This is a genomic window from Paraburkholderia sp. SG-MS1, from assembly GCF_012275575.1.
In the GTDB taxonomy this organism is placed as follows: Bacteria; Pseudomonadota; Gammaproteobacteria; order Burkholderiales; family Burkholderiaceae; genus Paraburkholderia.
Window position 1 is genome coordinate 14,846 of record NZ_NPIH01000238.1, and the last position, 14,990, is coordinate 29,835.

A 14,990-nucleotide genomic window follows, 5' to 3' on the forward strand; every position below is an offset into this window, starting at 1 on the left:
GAAGTTCAATGTGCCCTCTGATGTGCCCCTTTGCCGTTTTTCGGGTGGCAATCCCCTGCTCGCCCGGAGGCGTGCCCGTTGCGGGCACGCCGTTTTTTTTGCATGGCGCGCGACCCGGCGCCATGCATCACCCGAACGGGAATTAGCGGGCGGCGATCACGTCCGCCACTAGCAATGCCGTCATGTTGACGATCCGGCGCACTGTCGCCGACGGCGTCAGCACGTGCACCGGCTGTGCCGCGCCCAGAAGCATCGGACCAATCGCGATGTTGTTGCCGGCCGCCGTCTTCAGCAGGTTGTACGAGATGTTGGCCGCGTCGATGTTCGGCAGCACCAGCAAGTTCGCGTCACCTTCGAGCGTCGAATCGGGCAGCACTTCGCGACGCAGATTCGCGTCCAGCGCCACGTCGCCGTGCATTTCGCCGTCTACCTGGAGTTCCGGCACGCGCTTGCGCAGGATCTCCAGCGTGTCGCGCATCTTCTGCGCGGTCGGCGCGTTGCTCGACCCGAAGTTCGAGTGCGAGACCAGCGCGACCTTCGGCTCGATACCGAAACGGCGCACTTCGTCGGCCGCCATGATCGTGATTTCGGCCAGTTGCTCCGGCGTCGGATCGACGTTCACGTGCGTATCGACCAGGAAAATCTGCCGATTCGGCAAGACCAGGGCGTTCATCGCCGCGTAGACCTTGGCGCCTTCCTTCTTGCCGATCACCTGATCGATGAAGTGCAGATGCCGGTGCGTCGTGCTGACCGTGCCGCAGATCATCCCATCCGCTTCGCCCTTTTTCACCAGCATCGCGCCGATCAGCGTGGTGCGGCGGCGCATTTCGAGCTTCGCCATCTGGGGGGTGATGCCCTTGCGGGACATCATCTTCGCGTATTCCTGCCAGAAATCGCGGTAACGCTCGTCGTGATCGGTGTTCACGACCGTGTAGTCCTGACCGGCGACGAGACGCAGACCATAGCGCCCAATCCGCTGCTCGATCACCGCCGGACGGCCGATCAGGATCGGCTTGGCCAGCTTTTCGTCGACGATGATCTGCATCGCGCGCAGCACGCGCTCTTCTTCGCCTTCCGCGAACACGATGCGCTTCTTCTCCGGCTCGACGCTGCGCGCGAGCTGGAAAATCGGCTTCATGGTTGTGCCGCTGTGATACACGAACTGCTGCAGATGCTGTTCGTACGCATCCATGTCCTCGATTGGACGCTCGGCGACGCCGCAATCCATCGCGGCCTTCGCCACTGCCGGCGCGACCTTGACGATCAGGCGCGGGTCGAACGGCTTCGGAATCAGATATTCCGGGCCGAACGACAGATCCTGAATGCCATAGGCTGTCGCGACGATGTCGCTCTGCTCCTGGCGCGCCAGTTCGGCGATCGCGTTGACTGCGGCAATTTCCATTTCCCGCGTGACCGTCGTCGCGCCGGCATCGAGCGCGCCGCGGAACAGGAACGGAAACACGAGGACGTTGTTCACCTGATTCGGGTAGTCGGTGCGGCCGGTGCACAGCACGGCGTCCGGGCGCACTTCCAGCGCCAGTTCCGGCAGGATTTCCGGCGTCGGATTGGCCAGCGCGAGAATCAGCGGCTTGTCGGCCATCTGCTTGACCATGTCCTGCTTGAGCACGCCGCCCGCCGACAGGCCAAGGAACACGTCCGCGCCGCCGATCGCTTCGGCGAGCGTGCGCGCGTCGGTTTCACGCGCAAAGCGCTCCTTGTCCGGATCCATCAATTCGACGCGGCCCTTGTAGACCACGCCGGCCAGGTCGGTGACGGTGATGTTCTCGAGCGGCAGGCCGATGTCGATCAGCAGGTCCAGACAGGCCAGCGCAGCCGCGCCCGCGCCGGAGGACACCAGCTTGACGTTCTTGATGTCCTTGCCGACCACCTTGAGACCGTTGGTAATCGCCGCCGCGACGACGATCGCGGTGCCGTGCTGGTCGTCGTGGAAGACCGGAATCTTCATGCGCTTGCGGCATTCGCGCTCGACGATGAAGCAGTCCGGCGCCTTGATGTCTTCCAGGTTGATGCCGCCGAAAGTCGGCTCGAGCGCGGCGATCACGTCGACCAGCTTGTGCGGGTCCGACTCGTTCAGCTCGATATCGAACACGTCGATGCCGGCAAACTTCTTGAACAGGACGGCCTTGCCTTCCATGACCGGCTTCGACGCGAGCGGCCCGATGTTGCCCAGACCCAGCACCGCGGTGCCGTTCGTGACGACGCCGACCAGGTTGCTGCGAGCGGTGAAACGCGCGGCGTTCAGCGGGTTTTCGACGATCTCTTCACACGCGAACGCGACGCCCGGCGAATACGCCAACGCGAGGTCGCGCTGGTTGATCATCTGCTTGGTCGGGGCGATCGCGATTTTCCCGGGGGTGGGGAACTCGTGGTAATCGAGTGCGGCTTCGCGGAGTTTGCTATTGACGGGATTCGACATAAGGCGGGCTTCGAAGTGCGGATTAGAATAGACGTTCGACGGCATTGTAGCCCCAATTGCCTACGCGATTCCTTCAATACAGGTACAACTGCCGCGACTTAAACGGAGCCAACGGGCGGGCTGCCTTGTGTCGCTTGGGCTCGATCCGGAGCGGCGCTGCATGGGAAGCAGCGCCGATCGCATGGCAACTTCGTACAATGCGCGCCGTTAGCCGCAGTTCGCGGTACTTATCCCGTTCACCGGTGACCGACATGCTCTCCGAGTTTTCGCTGATCGACCGTTTCTTTGGCCGCCGTGCCGCTGCCGCTCGACCATCCGACGCCGCCGCCGACACGCTCGGCATCGGCGACGACTGCGCGCTGCTCGCGCCGCGCGCGGGCGAAATGCTGGCGATATCGACCGATATGCTGGTAGAAGGCCGCCATTTCTTCGCCGATGCCGATCCCGAAGCGCTCGGTCACAAGACGCTCGCGGTGAATCTGTCAGACCTCGCCGCGATGGGCGCGCAACCGCAGGCATTCACCCTGGCGCTCTCGTTGCCGAGGGCGGACGAAGCCTGGCTCGCCGCGTTCAGCGAAGGACTATTCGCGCTGGCCGGCCGCTACGGCTGCGAACTGATCGGCGGCGACACGACGGGCGGCCCGCTGAATCTGTGCGTGACCGTGTTCGGCAGCGTGCCGCCGCGCGTGGCGCTGCGTCGCGACGCAGCCCAGCCGGGCGACGACATCTGGATTTCCGGGACCCTCGGCGACGCGCGCGCCGGCCTCGGTGTACTGCGCGGCGAGTGGTCGGCGCACGCGGCCGATACCGCGACGTTTCGCCGCGCCCTCGAACGGCCAGAGCCGCGTGTGCCGCTCGGGCTGGCGCTGCGCGGCATCGCGCACGCGGCACTGGACCTGTCGGACGGCCTCGCGGGCGATCTGCTGCACATCCTGGAACGCTCGCGTATGCACGCGACGGTCGATGCCGACGCCGTGCCGCGCTCCGCCGCGCTGCGCCGTCTCCCACCCGAAACTCAACGACGCTGCACGCTCGCCGGCGGCGACGACTACGAACTGTGCTTCACCGCGCCGGCCACGGCGCGCGCTGCGGTCGAAGCGGCCGGGCGCGAGGCGGCCGTCCCGGTCACCCGCGTCGGTACAATAAGCGCTCTCCCGGCGGCAGACGCCCGCCCGGCCATCGACTGGCGCGATGCCGCCGGCGCGCCACTCACCCTGACGTTGCAAGGCTTCGATCACTTCCATGCAGACTGACCCCCCGCTCCGCCCCGCCGACAATCTCATCGGCGGCGAGCCGCCCCAAGCGCCGCAACCCCGGGCGCCGCGGCCTCAGCCGCGCCGCGCCACCGCGCGTTTCATGCTGTCGCATCCGTTGCACCTGCTATCGCTGGGTTTCGGCAGCGGCTTGTCGCCGGTGGCGCCGGGCACGATCGGCACGCTGTTCGCGTGGGCATCGTTTGCCGTGCTGAGCCGCTATCTCACCGTGATCGAGTGGGGCGTGCTGATCGGCGTGGGCTTCATCGGCGGTATTGCGATTTGCGGGTTTACGGCGAAGCGGCTCGGCATCGACGATCCGTCGCCGGTCGTGTGGGACGAAATCGTCGCGTTCTGGCTGGTGCTGCTGATGGTCACGCCGGCCACCCTCACCGGCCAGCTGTGGGCTTTCATCGTGTTCCGCTTCTTCGACATGGTGAAGCCGCCGCCCATCAGTTATTTCGACCGCCGTCTGAAAGGTGGCTTTGGCATCATGTTCGATGACCTCGTCGCCGCTTTTTTCACGTTGCTCGTGATTGCGCTTTGGCGCATGTCGGTTTAACCGCCGCCCGGCAATCGCCGCCTGCCGTGCCTGATCGCCGGCTTCCGTTTTCCGGATTGACGCCATGCCTACCGATTCCGTCGTTCACCAGCTCGCGATTCGCGTGAGCAACCGTCTGCGCGACGAACGCCTGATGCTCGTCACCGCCGAGTCCTGCACGGGCGGCATGGTAGCGACCGCCATTACCGATATTTCCGGCAGCAGCGGCTGGTTCGAGCGCGGCTTCGTCACGTATTCGAATCAGGCGAAGAGCGAGATGATCGGCGTGCCCGCCGATCTGATCGACCGGCACGGCGCGGTCAGCGAGCCGGTGGCGCGTGCAATGGCCGAGGGCGCGCTGCGCAACAGCCGCGCGCAGGTGTCGCTGTCGATCACCGGCGTCGCCGGGCCGGGCGGCGGCACCGAGACCAAGCCGGTCGGCATGGTGTCGTTCGGCTGGAGCAACCGGCTGCACACATCGGTGGAAACGAAGATTTTCAAGGGTGATCGCGAACAGATCCGCGTGCAGGCCGCGGCGCATGCGCTGCGCGGCGTGCTCGCGCTGCTCGACGAACGCGAACATTGACCCTCGTTCAAGAGGCGCGAACGATGCCGGATTCGCACGCAAGCAGGGACGAACTGATCCGCCGCTTCGATCTGAAGCCGCATCCGGAAGGCGGATTTTTTAACGAAACGTATCGGTCGGTGCAGCGTGTGATTCGCGACGGCGGTTCAACGCAGCATCGCTCGGCGTCGACCGCGATCTACTACCTGCTCTGCGACGGCGCGCATTCGGCGTGGCATCGCATCAGGTCCGACGAAGTCTGGCACTTCTATGCGGGCGAGCCGTTGAATGTCCACGTGCTCGATGCGAGCGGCGCGCTGGTCACGCATAAGCTCGGCAATGCACTGGCGCATCACGACGCCGTGTTTCAGGCGGTAGTGCCGGCGGGCTTATGGTTCGCGGCGGAATGCGCTGATCCGGCGACGTTCGCGCTGGTGGGCTGCACGGTCGCGCCGGGATTCGAGTTCAGCGAGTTCGAGATCGGAGATGTGGATGCGCTCAAGGCGGAGCATCCACAGCATGCAGGGATGATTGCGCGGCTGGGACCGGTGCGTTGAGCCGAGCTTTCGGCGGTTTGCCACAGTGCCTGCTAGCCAGTCGGTCTGCCAGGTCTCGTGAGCCTCGTTCAGCGCTCATCAGGCGCAACGGTCTGAACCATCCGCTAAAACCGGCCCGAAGCCGGGCCGTTCAACGGCCGGCTATTACCGCGTCGCCGGCTTCCTCAACCACAATTTTCGCGCTTACCGGAACGCGTTGATCCGGTCACGCGTTTCCATCGCGGCCTGCGCGGCGGCTTGCGCGAAATCGTCGCCCTTGCCCGCGTAAATGATCGCGCGCGACGAGTTGATCAGCATGCCCGTGCCGTTGGCCGTGCGCCCGGCGTTGACGGTCGCCTCGACATCGCCGCCTTGCGCGCCGATGCCCGGAATCAGCAGCGGCATATCGCCGACGATCCCCCGCACCACCTCGATTTCCTTCGGGAACGTCGCGCCAACCACGAGCGCCAGCTGGCCGCTCGCGTTCCACTTGTCCGCCGCCAGTTGCGCGACGACCTGGTACAGCGGACGGCCGCCCGTCTCCAGGAATTGCAGATCGGAGCCGCCCGCGTTCGACGTGCGGCACAACACGATCACGCCCTTGCCTTCGTGCGCCAGGTACGGCTGGATCGAGTCGAAGCCCATGTACGGATTCACCGTCACCGCGTCCGCCTGGTAGCGCTCGAACGCTTCGCGCGCGTACTGCTCGGCGGTGCTGCCGATGTCGCCGCGCTTCGCGTCCAGAATCACCGGCAGGCCGGGATGCTTCGCGTGAATGTGGGCGATCAGTTGTTCGAGCTGGTCTTCCGCGCGATGCGCGGCGAAGTAGGCAATCTGCGGCTTGAACGACGACGCGTACGGCGCGGTCGCATCGACGATCGTGCGGCAGAAATCGAAAATCGCGTCGGGCCGGCCGGCGAGCGCGCCGGGAAATTTGCTCGGCTCGGGGTCGAGGCCGACGCACAGCAGCGAGTGGGTGCGCTGCCAGGCGTCGTTGAGTGTCTGGATGAAGTTGGACATGGTGGGTCTCGCGGCGAGCCGGTAATCGGAAGAGGCGGGTATTTTACCTGTCCTGCGCGGCGGGCCGCCTCCCAACATCGCCCGCTGTCCGCCGCCCCGCCCCGTGACTTACTGTCGCCGTGCCCCGCGTGCGCCGGGCATCGACCGCAGCCCGGTACGTTCGACGGTAAACCGGAACGTACGCGTCAGCCGCTCGCCGCGCGCGAGCAGCGTCATGCCGTTTTCGCATGCGCCACCGGCGAGATTCATCGCGTTGATCGGATGATCGACGGGCTCGAAGCAGAAAAAGTCTTCACCGGGCGGCGTGTACAGCACGTAGTAATCGGTGTCGGCGGCGATGTTCACCGACAGACGGCGCTTCGGCCACACCACCGCCGCCTGCCCGCTCCAGCCGGTAAAAGCATGATTGACGACGGTCTCCGGCAAAGGATACGCGACGCCGAATTGCCACGCGGGCGGCGCCGGCACATGGCGCACCGGCAGCCAGTCTTCACCGGACAGCCACAGGCCGCCCGCCGCCGCCGACAGCTCGGTGTCCGCATCGCGCACGAAGAACGGATGCACGCCCAGCCCGAACGGCAGCGCGTCGCGCCCGGCATTCTCGATCTCCAGCGTGACGACTAGCGTCGGGCCCTCCAGCGTATAGGTTTGCGCCGCGCGGTACGCGTAGGGCTTGCCGTCATGCCGATCGAGCGTCAGCCGCACGTTTTCGCGATGCGACTCCGCCACCTGCCACGCCGAGAGCCAGCCGTCGCCGTGAATCGGCAAGGGTTCGTCGGCGCGATTGCGCGGCACCTCGACGCGCCGGCCCGCCACGTTGAAATGACCACCGCCGATCCGGTTCGAATACGGCAGCAGCGGATAGCAGGCGAGCTGGTTCGGCTGCGTGTCGGCGGCGACATGGCGGCAACGCCGGAAAATCGGCGTGAGCGCGCCGTCGTTGCGCCAGTCGAAACGGGTGACGCCGCCACCGAGCGTCGGCGCGACGTCGAGCCGCAAATGCGCGTTGGCGAGCGTGACGCATGCGACATCGCCGGCGCTGCCTTCGCCGACTGCCACCGCCGACGTGCTCGGCCCCGCCAGCACCGGATTGGCGGCCGCGGCGAGGCGCGAGCGCCGGCTCTGAGAGGTCGACGAAGAAGCAAGCGAAGAAACGGGGGAGGAAGCGGAAACAAGATTCGCAACAGTCATATCTGGCTCCATCGAGAGGCGAGGGACGTTGCCGTCATTGCTGACGGATGCTGTAGGGCGACTTTCTGGAACGGGTCGCCTCTGGGTCCGAACTGCATGCTGCCGATTTGCTGCCACTGGAATTGCGACATCACCTTCTGGTTCACTTTCAAAATCCTGCGAGTCGTGCCCGCAGTGCGGCCCCGCGAGCGCGGCTGCGTCATTCTGCGCTATGCGGGCGCGCCCTGGAACTCCGGCTCGGGCAAACCGTGCCGTCCCACCGGCGCGACGAACACGCCGCCCGCCCGAGTATCGGCCGCAAGCGCGGCGGCGTCGAGGTCGGCGCGCGCGCTCGTGATGTACAGCGTGTCGAGTTCCGGTCCGCCGAGCGCGACGCAACTCGGCTGCGCGGTCGGCACGTCGACACGCCCGGTTTCCACCCCGTCGGGACCGTAGCGCACGACGCTCGCGCCGCCCCACTGGGCGTTCCACAAGCCGCCGTCGCGATCGACGGTCGAGCCGTCCGGCTCCACGCCGGCGTCGGTCACGCGGGTGAACAGCCGATCGTTGGCGACGCTGCCGTCCGCGCGATAGTCGCACGCGCGAATTTCCGGCACCTTCGAATCGCAGTAGTACATCGTCGCGCCGTCGGGACTGAACGCGATGCTGTTCGAGATGGCTGGCGCAGGTAACGGCAGGCGCTCCAGCGACAGGTCGTGATTCAAGCGGTAAAAGCCGGCGACCGGTTGCGCCAGTCCGCTTTCGTCTTTCGTGCCGAACACGAAGCGCCCCTGACGGTCGCAACGGCCGTCGTTCACGCGCGTGTTCAAGCCGGGCTCGACGTCGACGATGCGCTGTGTCTCGCCGGTCGTCAGATCGAAAAACGCCAGATGCGTGGCGAGTCCGAGCAACAGGTAGCGCGGATTCGCACACAGCGCGAACGTCGCGAGCCGCTCGGGCATGGGCCAGAACGTGCTGCCGCCGTCGCGCGGATCGTAGCGCCACAGGCGCGCGCCCTCGATATCGGCCCAGTAGAAGCGGCCGGTTCTCGCGCACCAGGTCGCTGCTTCGCCGAGCGTGCATTGCGTGTCGATCAGCAGCGACGCGCGCGACGCAGCGGCGTGCGACGGCAGGTCAGCGCTCACGCCCAGCCTCCATCGACAACGATGTCCTGCGCGGTGATCATCTTGCTGTCGTCGGCGGCGAGGAACAGCGCCATGCGCGCGAGGTCGGACGGCTCCAGCTCGGCGTCGATGCACTGCCCTTCCTTGATCTGGCGGCGGCCGGTGTCGTCGAGCCACAGGCGCTTCTGCTTCTCCGTCATCACCCAGCCCGGCACCAGCGTATTGACGCGGATGTTGAAGTGCCCGAGGTCGCGCGCGAGACCGCGCGTCAAACCCTGTACCGCCGACTTCGACATCACATACACCGGATAGCCGCCGTTCTTCAACATCCAGCTGATCGAACCGAGGTTGATGATCGAGCCGCTGTTGGCCGCCTTCATGTCTTCCATCACGGCTTGGGCCGCGAAGAACTGGTGGCGGATATTCACCGCGATGCCCGCGTCGAAAAACTCGCGCGACACCTCACCGATCGTGTGGCGCTTGTCGTTCGCGGCGTTGTTGACCAGCACCTGGATGGGGCCGAGCGCGGCTTTCACGTCGGCGATCGCTTTTTGCAGCGCATCGACATCGGTCAGATCGCATGTCAGGAACAGCGGCTTGTGCTTCGAATCGCCGAGTTCGTCGGCGAGCGCTTCACCGGCGCTCGCGTCGATATCGAAGAACGCGACGCGCGCGCCCTGCGCCGCGAAATGCTCGACGAACGATGCGCCGATACCGGTCGCGCCGCCCGTGATCAACACCGTACGGTCGACGAGACTCGGATAGCGCGCGAACGCGCTGTCCGCGAGACGGGCATTTGCATTGGCCGGAGACGACATCGTTCGATTCCTTTGAGAGCTGATTGGATAAGTGACGGTTCAGTCGCCGGTTCAGTCGCGCGAGCCGCGATTTTTCAACTGGTCGAGCAGCACGGCGGCGAGCAGGATCGCGCCGCGCACGAGGTACTGATAGAACGCGTCGATGTTCATGAGGTTCATCACGTTCTCGACGGTGCCCATGATCAGCACGCCGATCACGACGCCGGAAATCGTCGCGCGTCCGCCGAGCAGCGACACGCCGCCCAGCACGCACGCCGAAATCACGTTCAGCTCGAAGCCTTCCGCGGCATTCGGCTGACCCGACGTGATGCGCGACGCCAGAATCACACCGGCCAGCGCGGTCACCGCGCCTTGAATCAGGAAGATGTAGACGCGCGTGCGTTCGACATTGATACCGGCCAGACGCGACGCTTCCGGATTGCCGCCGATCGCGAGCGTATTGCGGCCGTACACGGTCTGGTTGAGCATCACGCCAAACACGATGAAGCACAGCAGCGTGACCCAGATCGGCAGCGACACGCCGAAGAAGCTCAAGCCGCCCAGCTCGATGAACGTATCCGACGACACGCCCACGGCTTGACCGTGCGACACGATGAAGCCGAGGCCGCGAACGATTTCCATCGTCGCGAGCGTCGTGATCAGCGCGTTGATGCGCAGATATGCGATCACCGCGCCGTTGACGAAACCGATCACCGCGCCTGCCGCGACCGCCGCGATGATCGCGATAAACGTATTACCCGTGGCGTTGAGCACCATCGCGCACAACACACCGGCGAATGCGACGGTCGATCCCACGGAGAGGTCGAAGTCGCGCGAGGCGAGACAGAACATCATCGTGCACGCGACCATGCCGATCTGCGAAATCGACAGCGCGAGGCCGAGCATGTTCTCGATCGAGAAGAAGTGATCGACGGTCAGCGACATCGTGACGAACATCACGACGAAAATCACGATCAGGCTGTACTCGGTGATCTGCTGCCACCATTTCGCCTTGTCGTTGGCTTGCGGAATCAGCGCATCGGCGGCGCTCTTGGCGGCCTGTTGCGCGAGGTTTTCTCTGGCTTGCATGTTCAATACTCCTCCCGTATCCCCACGGGTTGCCGGACTTGCGTCCAAATAAGGTTCAGGCCGCGTGCTGGGCGGCGGCTGCGGTCGTCTCAGGCAGCGCAGTCGAGCTTTGCGGCAGCGCGAGGCTCAACACCGATTGCTCTGTGGCATCCCGGCGCGCCAGTTCGCCGGAAATCCGGCCCTGACGCATCACGACGATGCGGTCGGACACGCCGAGCACTTCCGGCAATTCCGACGAAATCATCACGATCGCGCAGCCGCGTTCGGCCAGCTGATAGATCACGTTGTAGATTTCATGCTTCGCGCCAACGTCGATGCCCCGCGTCGGCTCGTCGAGAATCACGACCTTCAGATCGGGCTCGGCGAGCCAGCGCGACAGAATCGCCTTCTGCTGATTGCCGCCCGACAGGAAACGGATTTTCTGGCGACGGCTCGGCGTCTTGATCTTCAGCAGCTTGATGAAACGGTCCGCGGTTTCCGCTTCCTTCTTGCGATCGAGAAACATCCCCGCGCGTAGATAGTGGCGGCGGCAACTGATGTTGATGTTCTCCGAGACCGTCGCCATCGCGACGATGCCCTCTTCCTTGCGGTCTTCCGGGCACAGCACGATGCCGTGTCTAATCGCTTCGCCCGCGCTGCGCACCTTGATCGGCTTGCCGTCGAGCAGCAGTTCGCCGCCCTTTTTGTGATCCGCGCCGTACACGAGATGCATCAGTTCGCTGCGGCCGGCACCCACCAGGCCGAAGAAACCGACGATCTCGCCGCGCCGCACTTCGAAGCTGGCCGGTTGCGCGAGCGCGTGGCCTTCGATCGCTTTCGCCGCGAAGCGCACTTCGCCGAGCGGGCGCGCCGAATAGTTGTAGATGTCCGAAATTTCACGCCCCACCATCTCGCTGACGATGGTGTCGCGCGACACGCCTTCGAGCGTCGGATGCGAAGCGATCTTGCGGCCGTCGCGGAAGATCGTGCAGGCGTCGCACAGTTCGTAGATCTCGTCCATGCGGTGCGAGATGTAGATCATCGCGCGGTTGTCGGCGCGCAGATCGCGCACCAGCTTGAACAGCACCTCGGTCTCGCGATGAGACAGCGAACTGGTCGGCTCGTCGAGCGCGATCACGCGTGCATTGCGCAGCAGCGCCTTGCAGATTTCGACCATCTGCCGCTGCGCGATCGAGAGCTTGCGCAGTTTCGCGTTCGGATCGAGCGCCACGCCCATTGCTTCGAGGCGTTCGCGCACGAAGCGCTTGGCTTCGCGCTTGTTGACCCAGCCGAGTGAGTTCGGCAGCTGGCCGAGCAGCAGGTTTTCCGCGACCGTCAAATCGGGCACATACTGCAGTTCCTGGTGAATCACTGCGATCCCCGCCGCGATCGACGACGCCGCGCTCGAGAAACGCACCTCGTTGCCGTCGATCAGCACGCGGCCCGAATCGGGCTGATATTCACCGCCGAGTATCTTCAGCAGGGTCGATTTCCCTGCGCCGTTTTCGCCCATCAGGCCGTGAACCTGGCCGACGTTGACGTCGAAGGACACACCGTCGAGCGCACGCACGCCTGGAAAAACTTTGCCGATATTGTCAAAACGTAGCGTCGCTGACACTTCGCCTCCTGTGTCGACGGGAGTTAGCGCTTGAGCGCTTGCTCCGGTCCCATGCAAGTTAGTTGCCGTTTTACGTGAACCGCGCCTCGCCGTGCCTCGTACTTCGTACCTCACCGGCAGGCGCAAACATGGCTTGTCTCTACTGCTGATCTTTTATCGCTGCCGCCGGCGCGTCATGTTTGGCCATGACGCGCCGGCAGTTCACTTCATCGCATCGCGTGTCACACGCTTAGTTCGACGCGAGGCCCATCTTCTGGCGCACATCGGCGACGTTCTCACGCGTGGCCAGCATGCCGGTCGTCAGCGTGAGCAGCGGCGGTTCCTTGCCTTGCGTGATCCAGTCGTACATCAGCGTCGAGGTTTCTTCACCGTGGCGCTTCGGGCTGATGATGACCGTGCCGTAGAAGCCCGTCGGTGTCGGCTTCTTGAACTCGTTCAACGCCGAGTCCGAACCGCCGATGCCGATACCGATCATGTTGTCCGCCTTGAAGCCGCGGCCTTCCGCTGCGCGCACCGCGCCGAGCACGCCTTCGTCGTTCAGCGCGTAAGCGACCCAGTGCTTGAACTGCGGGTTCTTCGTCAGGGCGATGTTGGCGGCGTTGAACGCGTTTTCCGTGTCCGTCTTCGCCTGCGGCGCGGCGATCACGTTCGCCTTCGGGAAGCCGGCGGCCACCAGTGCGTCGGTCGCGCCGCTGGTGCGGTCATGCGCGGTCGGCAGCTGTTCGTAGGTCACGTCGATCGCGCCCACGTCCTTCATGTCCCAGCCGCGCTTCTTGATTTCGGCCGCGAGACCGTCGCCGACCTGCTTGCCGATGTTGTACGCCGAGATGCCCATATGCGGCACCGAAGCGATCGGCTTGCCCGCGCCGTCGACGAGGCGGTCGTCCACCGTCATCATCTTCAGCTTGTCGGCCTTCGCCTTCGCGACGATGCCCGGTCCGAGCTTGACGTCGGGCGTGCAGATCACGAAGCCTTGCGCCTTCTGTGCCGACAGGTTGTCGATCGCGCTCATCACCTTCTCGCCCGACGGCGCGCCGATCTTCACGAGCGTGAAGCCCTTTTCCTTCGCAGCGATTTCGGCGAACTTCCATTCGTCCTGGAACCACGGCTCTTCCGGCTGCTTCACGAGGAAGCCGATCTTGACCGGATCGGCCGCCTGCGCGACCGGTGCGTTGAAGAGCACACCCGTCGCCGCTGCTGCCAGCGTGAGGAAAATTCTACGTTTCATAATGCGTGTCTCCTGACTAATTGATAACGAGAAGGTAAGCGGCCGCGTCTTCTTGTACCGGTGATGACACACGCGGCCAGCGCGTCGTCCGGTGTACTTTTGCGCCCCTGCGCAAACCTGCGTACTGCAAAAATCCGTCGTGAATCAGTCGTGATACAGCGCCGAGCGGCCGCCATCCACGGTAATGCAACTGGCGTTGATGAACGGCGCTTCATCCGAGGCCAGGAACACCGCCGTCATCGCCACTTCTTCCGGGCGGCCGATGCGCTTCATCGGCTGCAGGTCGAGCGTCGCCTGCTGCGCGGCGGCCGGATCGGGCTGTTCGTTCCACCAGTCGTGCGTCAATTGCGTTTCGATGTAACCCGGCGCGATCGCATTCACGCGTACGTTGCGCGGCGCGTATTCGATGCCGAGCGCGCGCGTCAGGCCGATCACGCCGTGCTTGGCCACCGGGTACGGAAAGCAGCCCGGAATGATCTTGAATGCATGGGTCGACGCGATATTCACGATGCTGCCCGTGCCGCGTTCGACCATGCCCGGCAACACCGCGCGGCAACCGTTCCACACGCCGTCGAGATCGACCGCAAAGCAGCGCCGCCAGTCGTCGTCGGTCATGGTGAGCGGATCGCAGAACACGTTGATGCCTGCGTTGTTCACCAGCACGTCCACCGCGCCGAATGCCTGCTCCGCCTCGGACACCGCCTGCTGAACCGACGCGGACTGCGTCACGTCCGTGCGCACCGCGAGCACGCGCGCGCCGGTTTGCGCCTTGATGTGCGCCGCCGTTTGCTGCGCGGTGTCGATATCCAGTTCCGCGAGCACGACCGACGCGCCCTCACGCGCGAACGCGAGTGCGATCGCCGCGCCGATGCCACGTCCGGCGCCCGTCACCAGGGCAGCTTTGCCGGCGAGCCGTTTCATTTCTTCGCGCCCGCGCGGGCGATGCGCAAGCCGTTGATGAATGCCTTCGCATGCGAGGCGGTCACGGCGGCGCTCTGACCCGGCTTGTACAACGCCGAGCCGAGGCCGAAGCCGTTCGCACCGGCGCTCAGGAACGGCCCCATGTTGTCCGGCGTGATGCCGCCGACCGGCACCAGCGGCACCTGCGCGGCGATCACCGCGCGCCATGCCTTCACGACCTGGCAGCCGAGCTGTTCGGCGGGGAACATCTTGAGCACGTCCGCGCCGTTCTTCAGCGCGATGAACGCTTCGGTCGGCGTGGCGACGCCCGGCGCACAGGCAAGGCCCTGCGCTTTCGCGGCGACGACGACTTCGGGATCGCTATGCGGCATCACGATCAGTTCGCCGCCCGCCGACTTCACGTCGTTGACGAAACTCGAATGCAGCACCGTGCCCGCGCCGACGATCGCATCCGCCGGCAACACCTTGCGGATCGCGGCGATGCTGTCGAACGGCTGCGGCGAATTCAACGGCACTTCGACGATGCGAAAGCCCGCTTCGTACAGCGCCTGACCGTGATCGGCCGCGTCGGCGGGGGTCACGCCGCGCATGATCGCGATCAGCGGACACACTTCGAACGCCGCGATCAGGCCCGCGTGCGGCATGTACGGTGCGGGCAGATTGATGTGAGGTTGCATGTCGGTTCCTTGTTTCGTGAGCGGCACGAAGATGA

The 14,990-nt window shown here is 65.0% G+C and carries 14 protein-coding genes; 4 read left to right on the forward strand and 10 right to left on the reverse strand.

The annotated features are described in order from the left end of the window. Positions 1–142: 142 nt before the first annotated feature. A complete protein-coding gene (locus CIC12_RS22805; protein ID WP_168667230.1) occupies positions 143–2,482 on the reverse strand; it encodes an NADP-dependent malic enzyme in 2,340 nt (779 codons plus the stop codon). Positions 2,483–2,688: 206 nt separating this feature from the next. Between CIC12_RS22805 and thiL the strand changes: the two genes are divergently transcribed. The 4 genes from thiL to CIC12_RS22825 all read left to right on the forward strand — a co-directional run bounded on the left by thiL (position 2,689) and on the right by CIC12_RS22825 (position 5,353). Continuing rightward, entirely contained in the window at positions 2,689–3,690 is a 1,002-nt protein-coding gene (gene thiL / locus CIC12_RS22810) for a thiamine-phosphate kinase (protein ID WP_168667232.1), read from the forward strand. After that, positions 3,680–4,252: a phosphatidylglycerophosphatase A family protein gene (locus CIC12_RS22815; protein ID WP_168667234.1), complete on the forward strand. Its 573-nt coding sequence runs from the start codon at positions 3,680–3,682 to the stop codon at positions 4,250–4,252. Before thiL ends, CIC12_RS22815 begins: the two co-directional genes overlap by 11 nt. Before the next feature lie 64 nt (positions 4,253–4,316). Further along, positions 4,317–4,817, forward strand: coding sequence for a CinA family protein (locus CIC12_RS22820; RefSeq protein ID WP_168667236.1), 501 nt, complete (start codon positions 4,317–4,319; stop codon positions 4,815–4,817). Between the two features lie 23 nt (positions 4,818–4,840). Beyond that, entirely contained in the window at positions 4,841–5,353 is a 513-nt protein-coding gene (locus tag CIC12_RS22825; protein WP_168667237.1) for a cupin domain-containing protein, read from the forward strand. A gap of 183 nt (positions 5,354–5,536) precedes the next feature. Here CIC12_RS22825 and pyrF read toward each other — a convergent pair whose 3' ends face one another. The 9 genes from pyrF to CIC12_RS22870 all read right to left on the reverse strand — a co-directional run bounded on the left by pyrF (position 5,537) and on the right by CIC12_RS22870 (position 14,955). Then, positions 5,537–6,352, reverse strand: coding sequence for an orotidine-5'-phosphate decarboxylase (gene pyrF / locus CIC12_RS22830; RefSeq protein ID WP_168667239.1), 816 nt, complete (start codon positions 6,350–6,352; stop codon positions 5,537–5,539). 108 nt (positions 6,353–6,460) lie between these two features. Then, entirely contained in the window at positions 6,461–7,543 is a 1,083-nt protein-coding gene (locus tag CIC12_RS22835) for an aldose 1-epimerase (protein ID WP_168667240.1), read from the reverse strand. Between the two features lie 209 nt (positions 7,544–7,752). Beyond that, positions 7,753–8,667 carry an SMP-30/gluconolactonase/LRE family protein gene (locus CIC12_RS22840; RefSeq protein WP_168667241.1) on the reverse strand — a complete coding sequence of 305 codons (915 nt, stop codon included), beginning with the start codon at positions 8,665–8,667 and terminating at the stop codon, positions 7,753–7,755. After that, complete coding sequence (locus CIC12_RS22845; protein ID WP_168667242.1) at positions 8,664–9,464, reverse strand: SDR family NAD(P)-dependent oxidoreductase; 801 nt, start codon at positions 9,462–9,464, stop codon at positions 8,664–8,666. Before CIC12_RS22845 ends, CIC12_RS22840 begins: the two co-directional genes overlap by 4 nt. Positions 9,465–9,515: 51 nt before the next feature. Beyond that, positions 9,516–10,532, reverse strand: coding sequence for an L-arabinose ABC transporter permease AraH (araH, locus tag CIC12_RS22850; RefSeq protein ID WP_168667243.1), 1,017 nt, complete (start codon positions 10,530–10,532; stop codon positions 9,516–9,518). A 55-nt stretch (positions 10,533–10,587) separates the two neighbouring features. Continuing rightward, entirely contained in the window at positions 10,588–12,129 is a 1,542-nt protein-coding gene (gene araG, locus CIC12_RS22855; protein WP_168667244.1) for an L-arabinose ABC transporter ATP-binding protein AraG, read from the reverse strand. Positions 12,130–12,358: 229 nt separating this feature from the next. Further along, the gene (locus tag CIC12_RS22860) at positions 12,359–13,357 is read right to left on the reverse strand and encodes an arabinose ABC transporter substrate-binding protein (RefSeq protein WP_168667246.1); all 999 of its coding nucleotides are present in this window, start codon (positions 13,355–13,357) and stop codon (positions 12,359–12,361) included. 144 nt (positions 13,358–13,501) lie between these two features. Next, the gene (locus tag CIC12_RS22865; protein WP_168667247.1) at positions 13,502–14,278 is read right to left on the reverse strand and encodes an SDR family oxidoreductase; all 777 of its coding nucleotides are present in this window, start codon (positions 14,276–14,278) and stop codon (positions 13,502–13,504) included. Beyond that, on the reverse strand, positions 14,275–14,955 hold the full coding sequence (locus CIC12_RS22870; protein ID WP_168667248.1) for a 2-dehydro-3-deoxy-6-phosphogalactonate aldolase: 681 nt from the start codon (positions 14,953–14,955) through the stop codon (positions 14,275–14,277). The genes CIC12_RS22865 and CIC12_RS22870 overlap by 4 nt, the downstream gene beginning before the upstream one ends. Positions 14,956–14,990 lie beyond the last annotated feature (35 nt).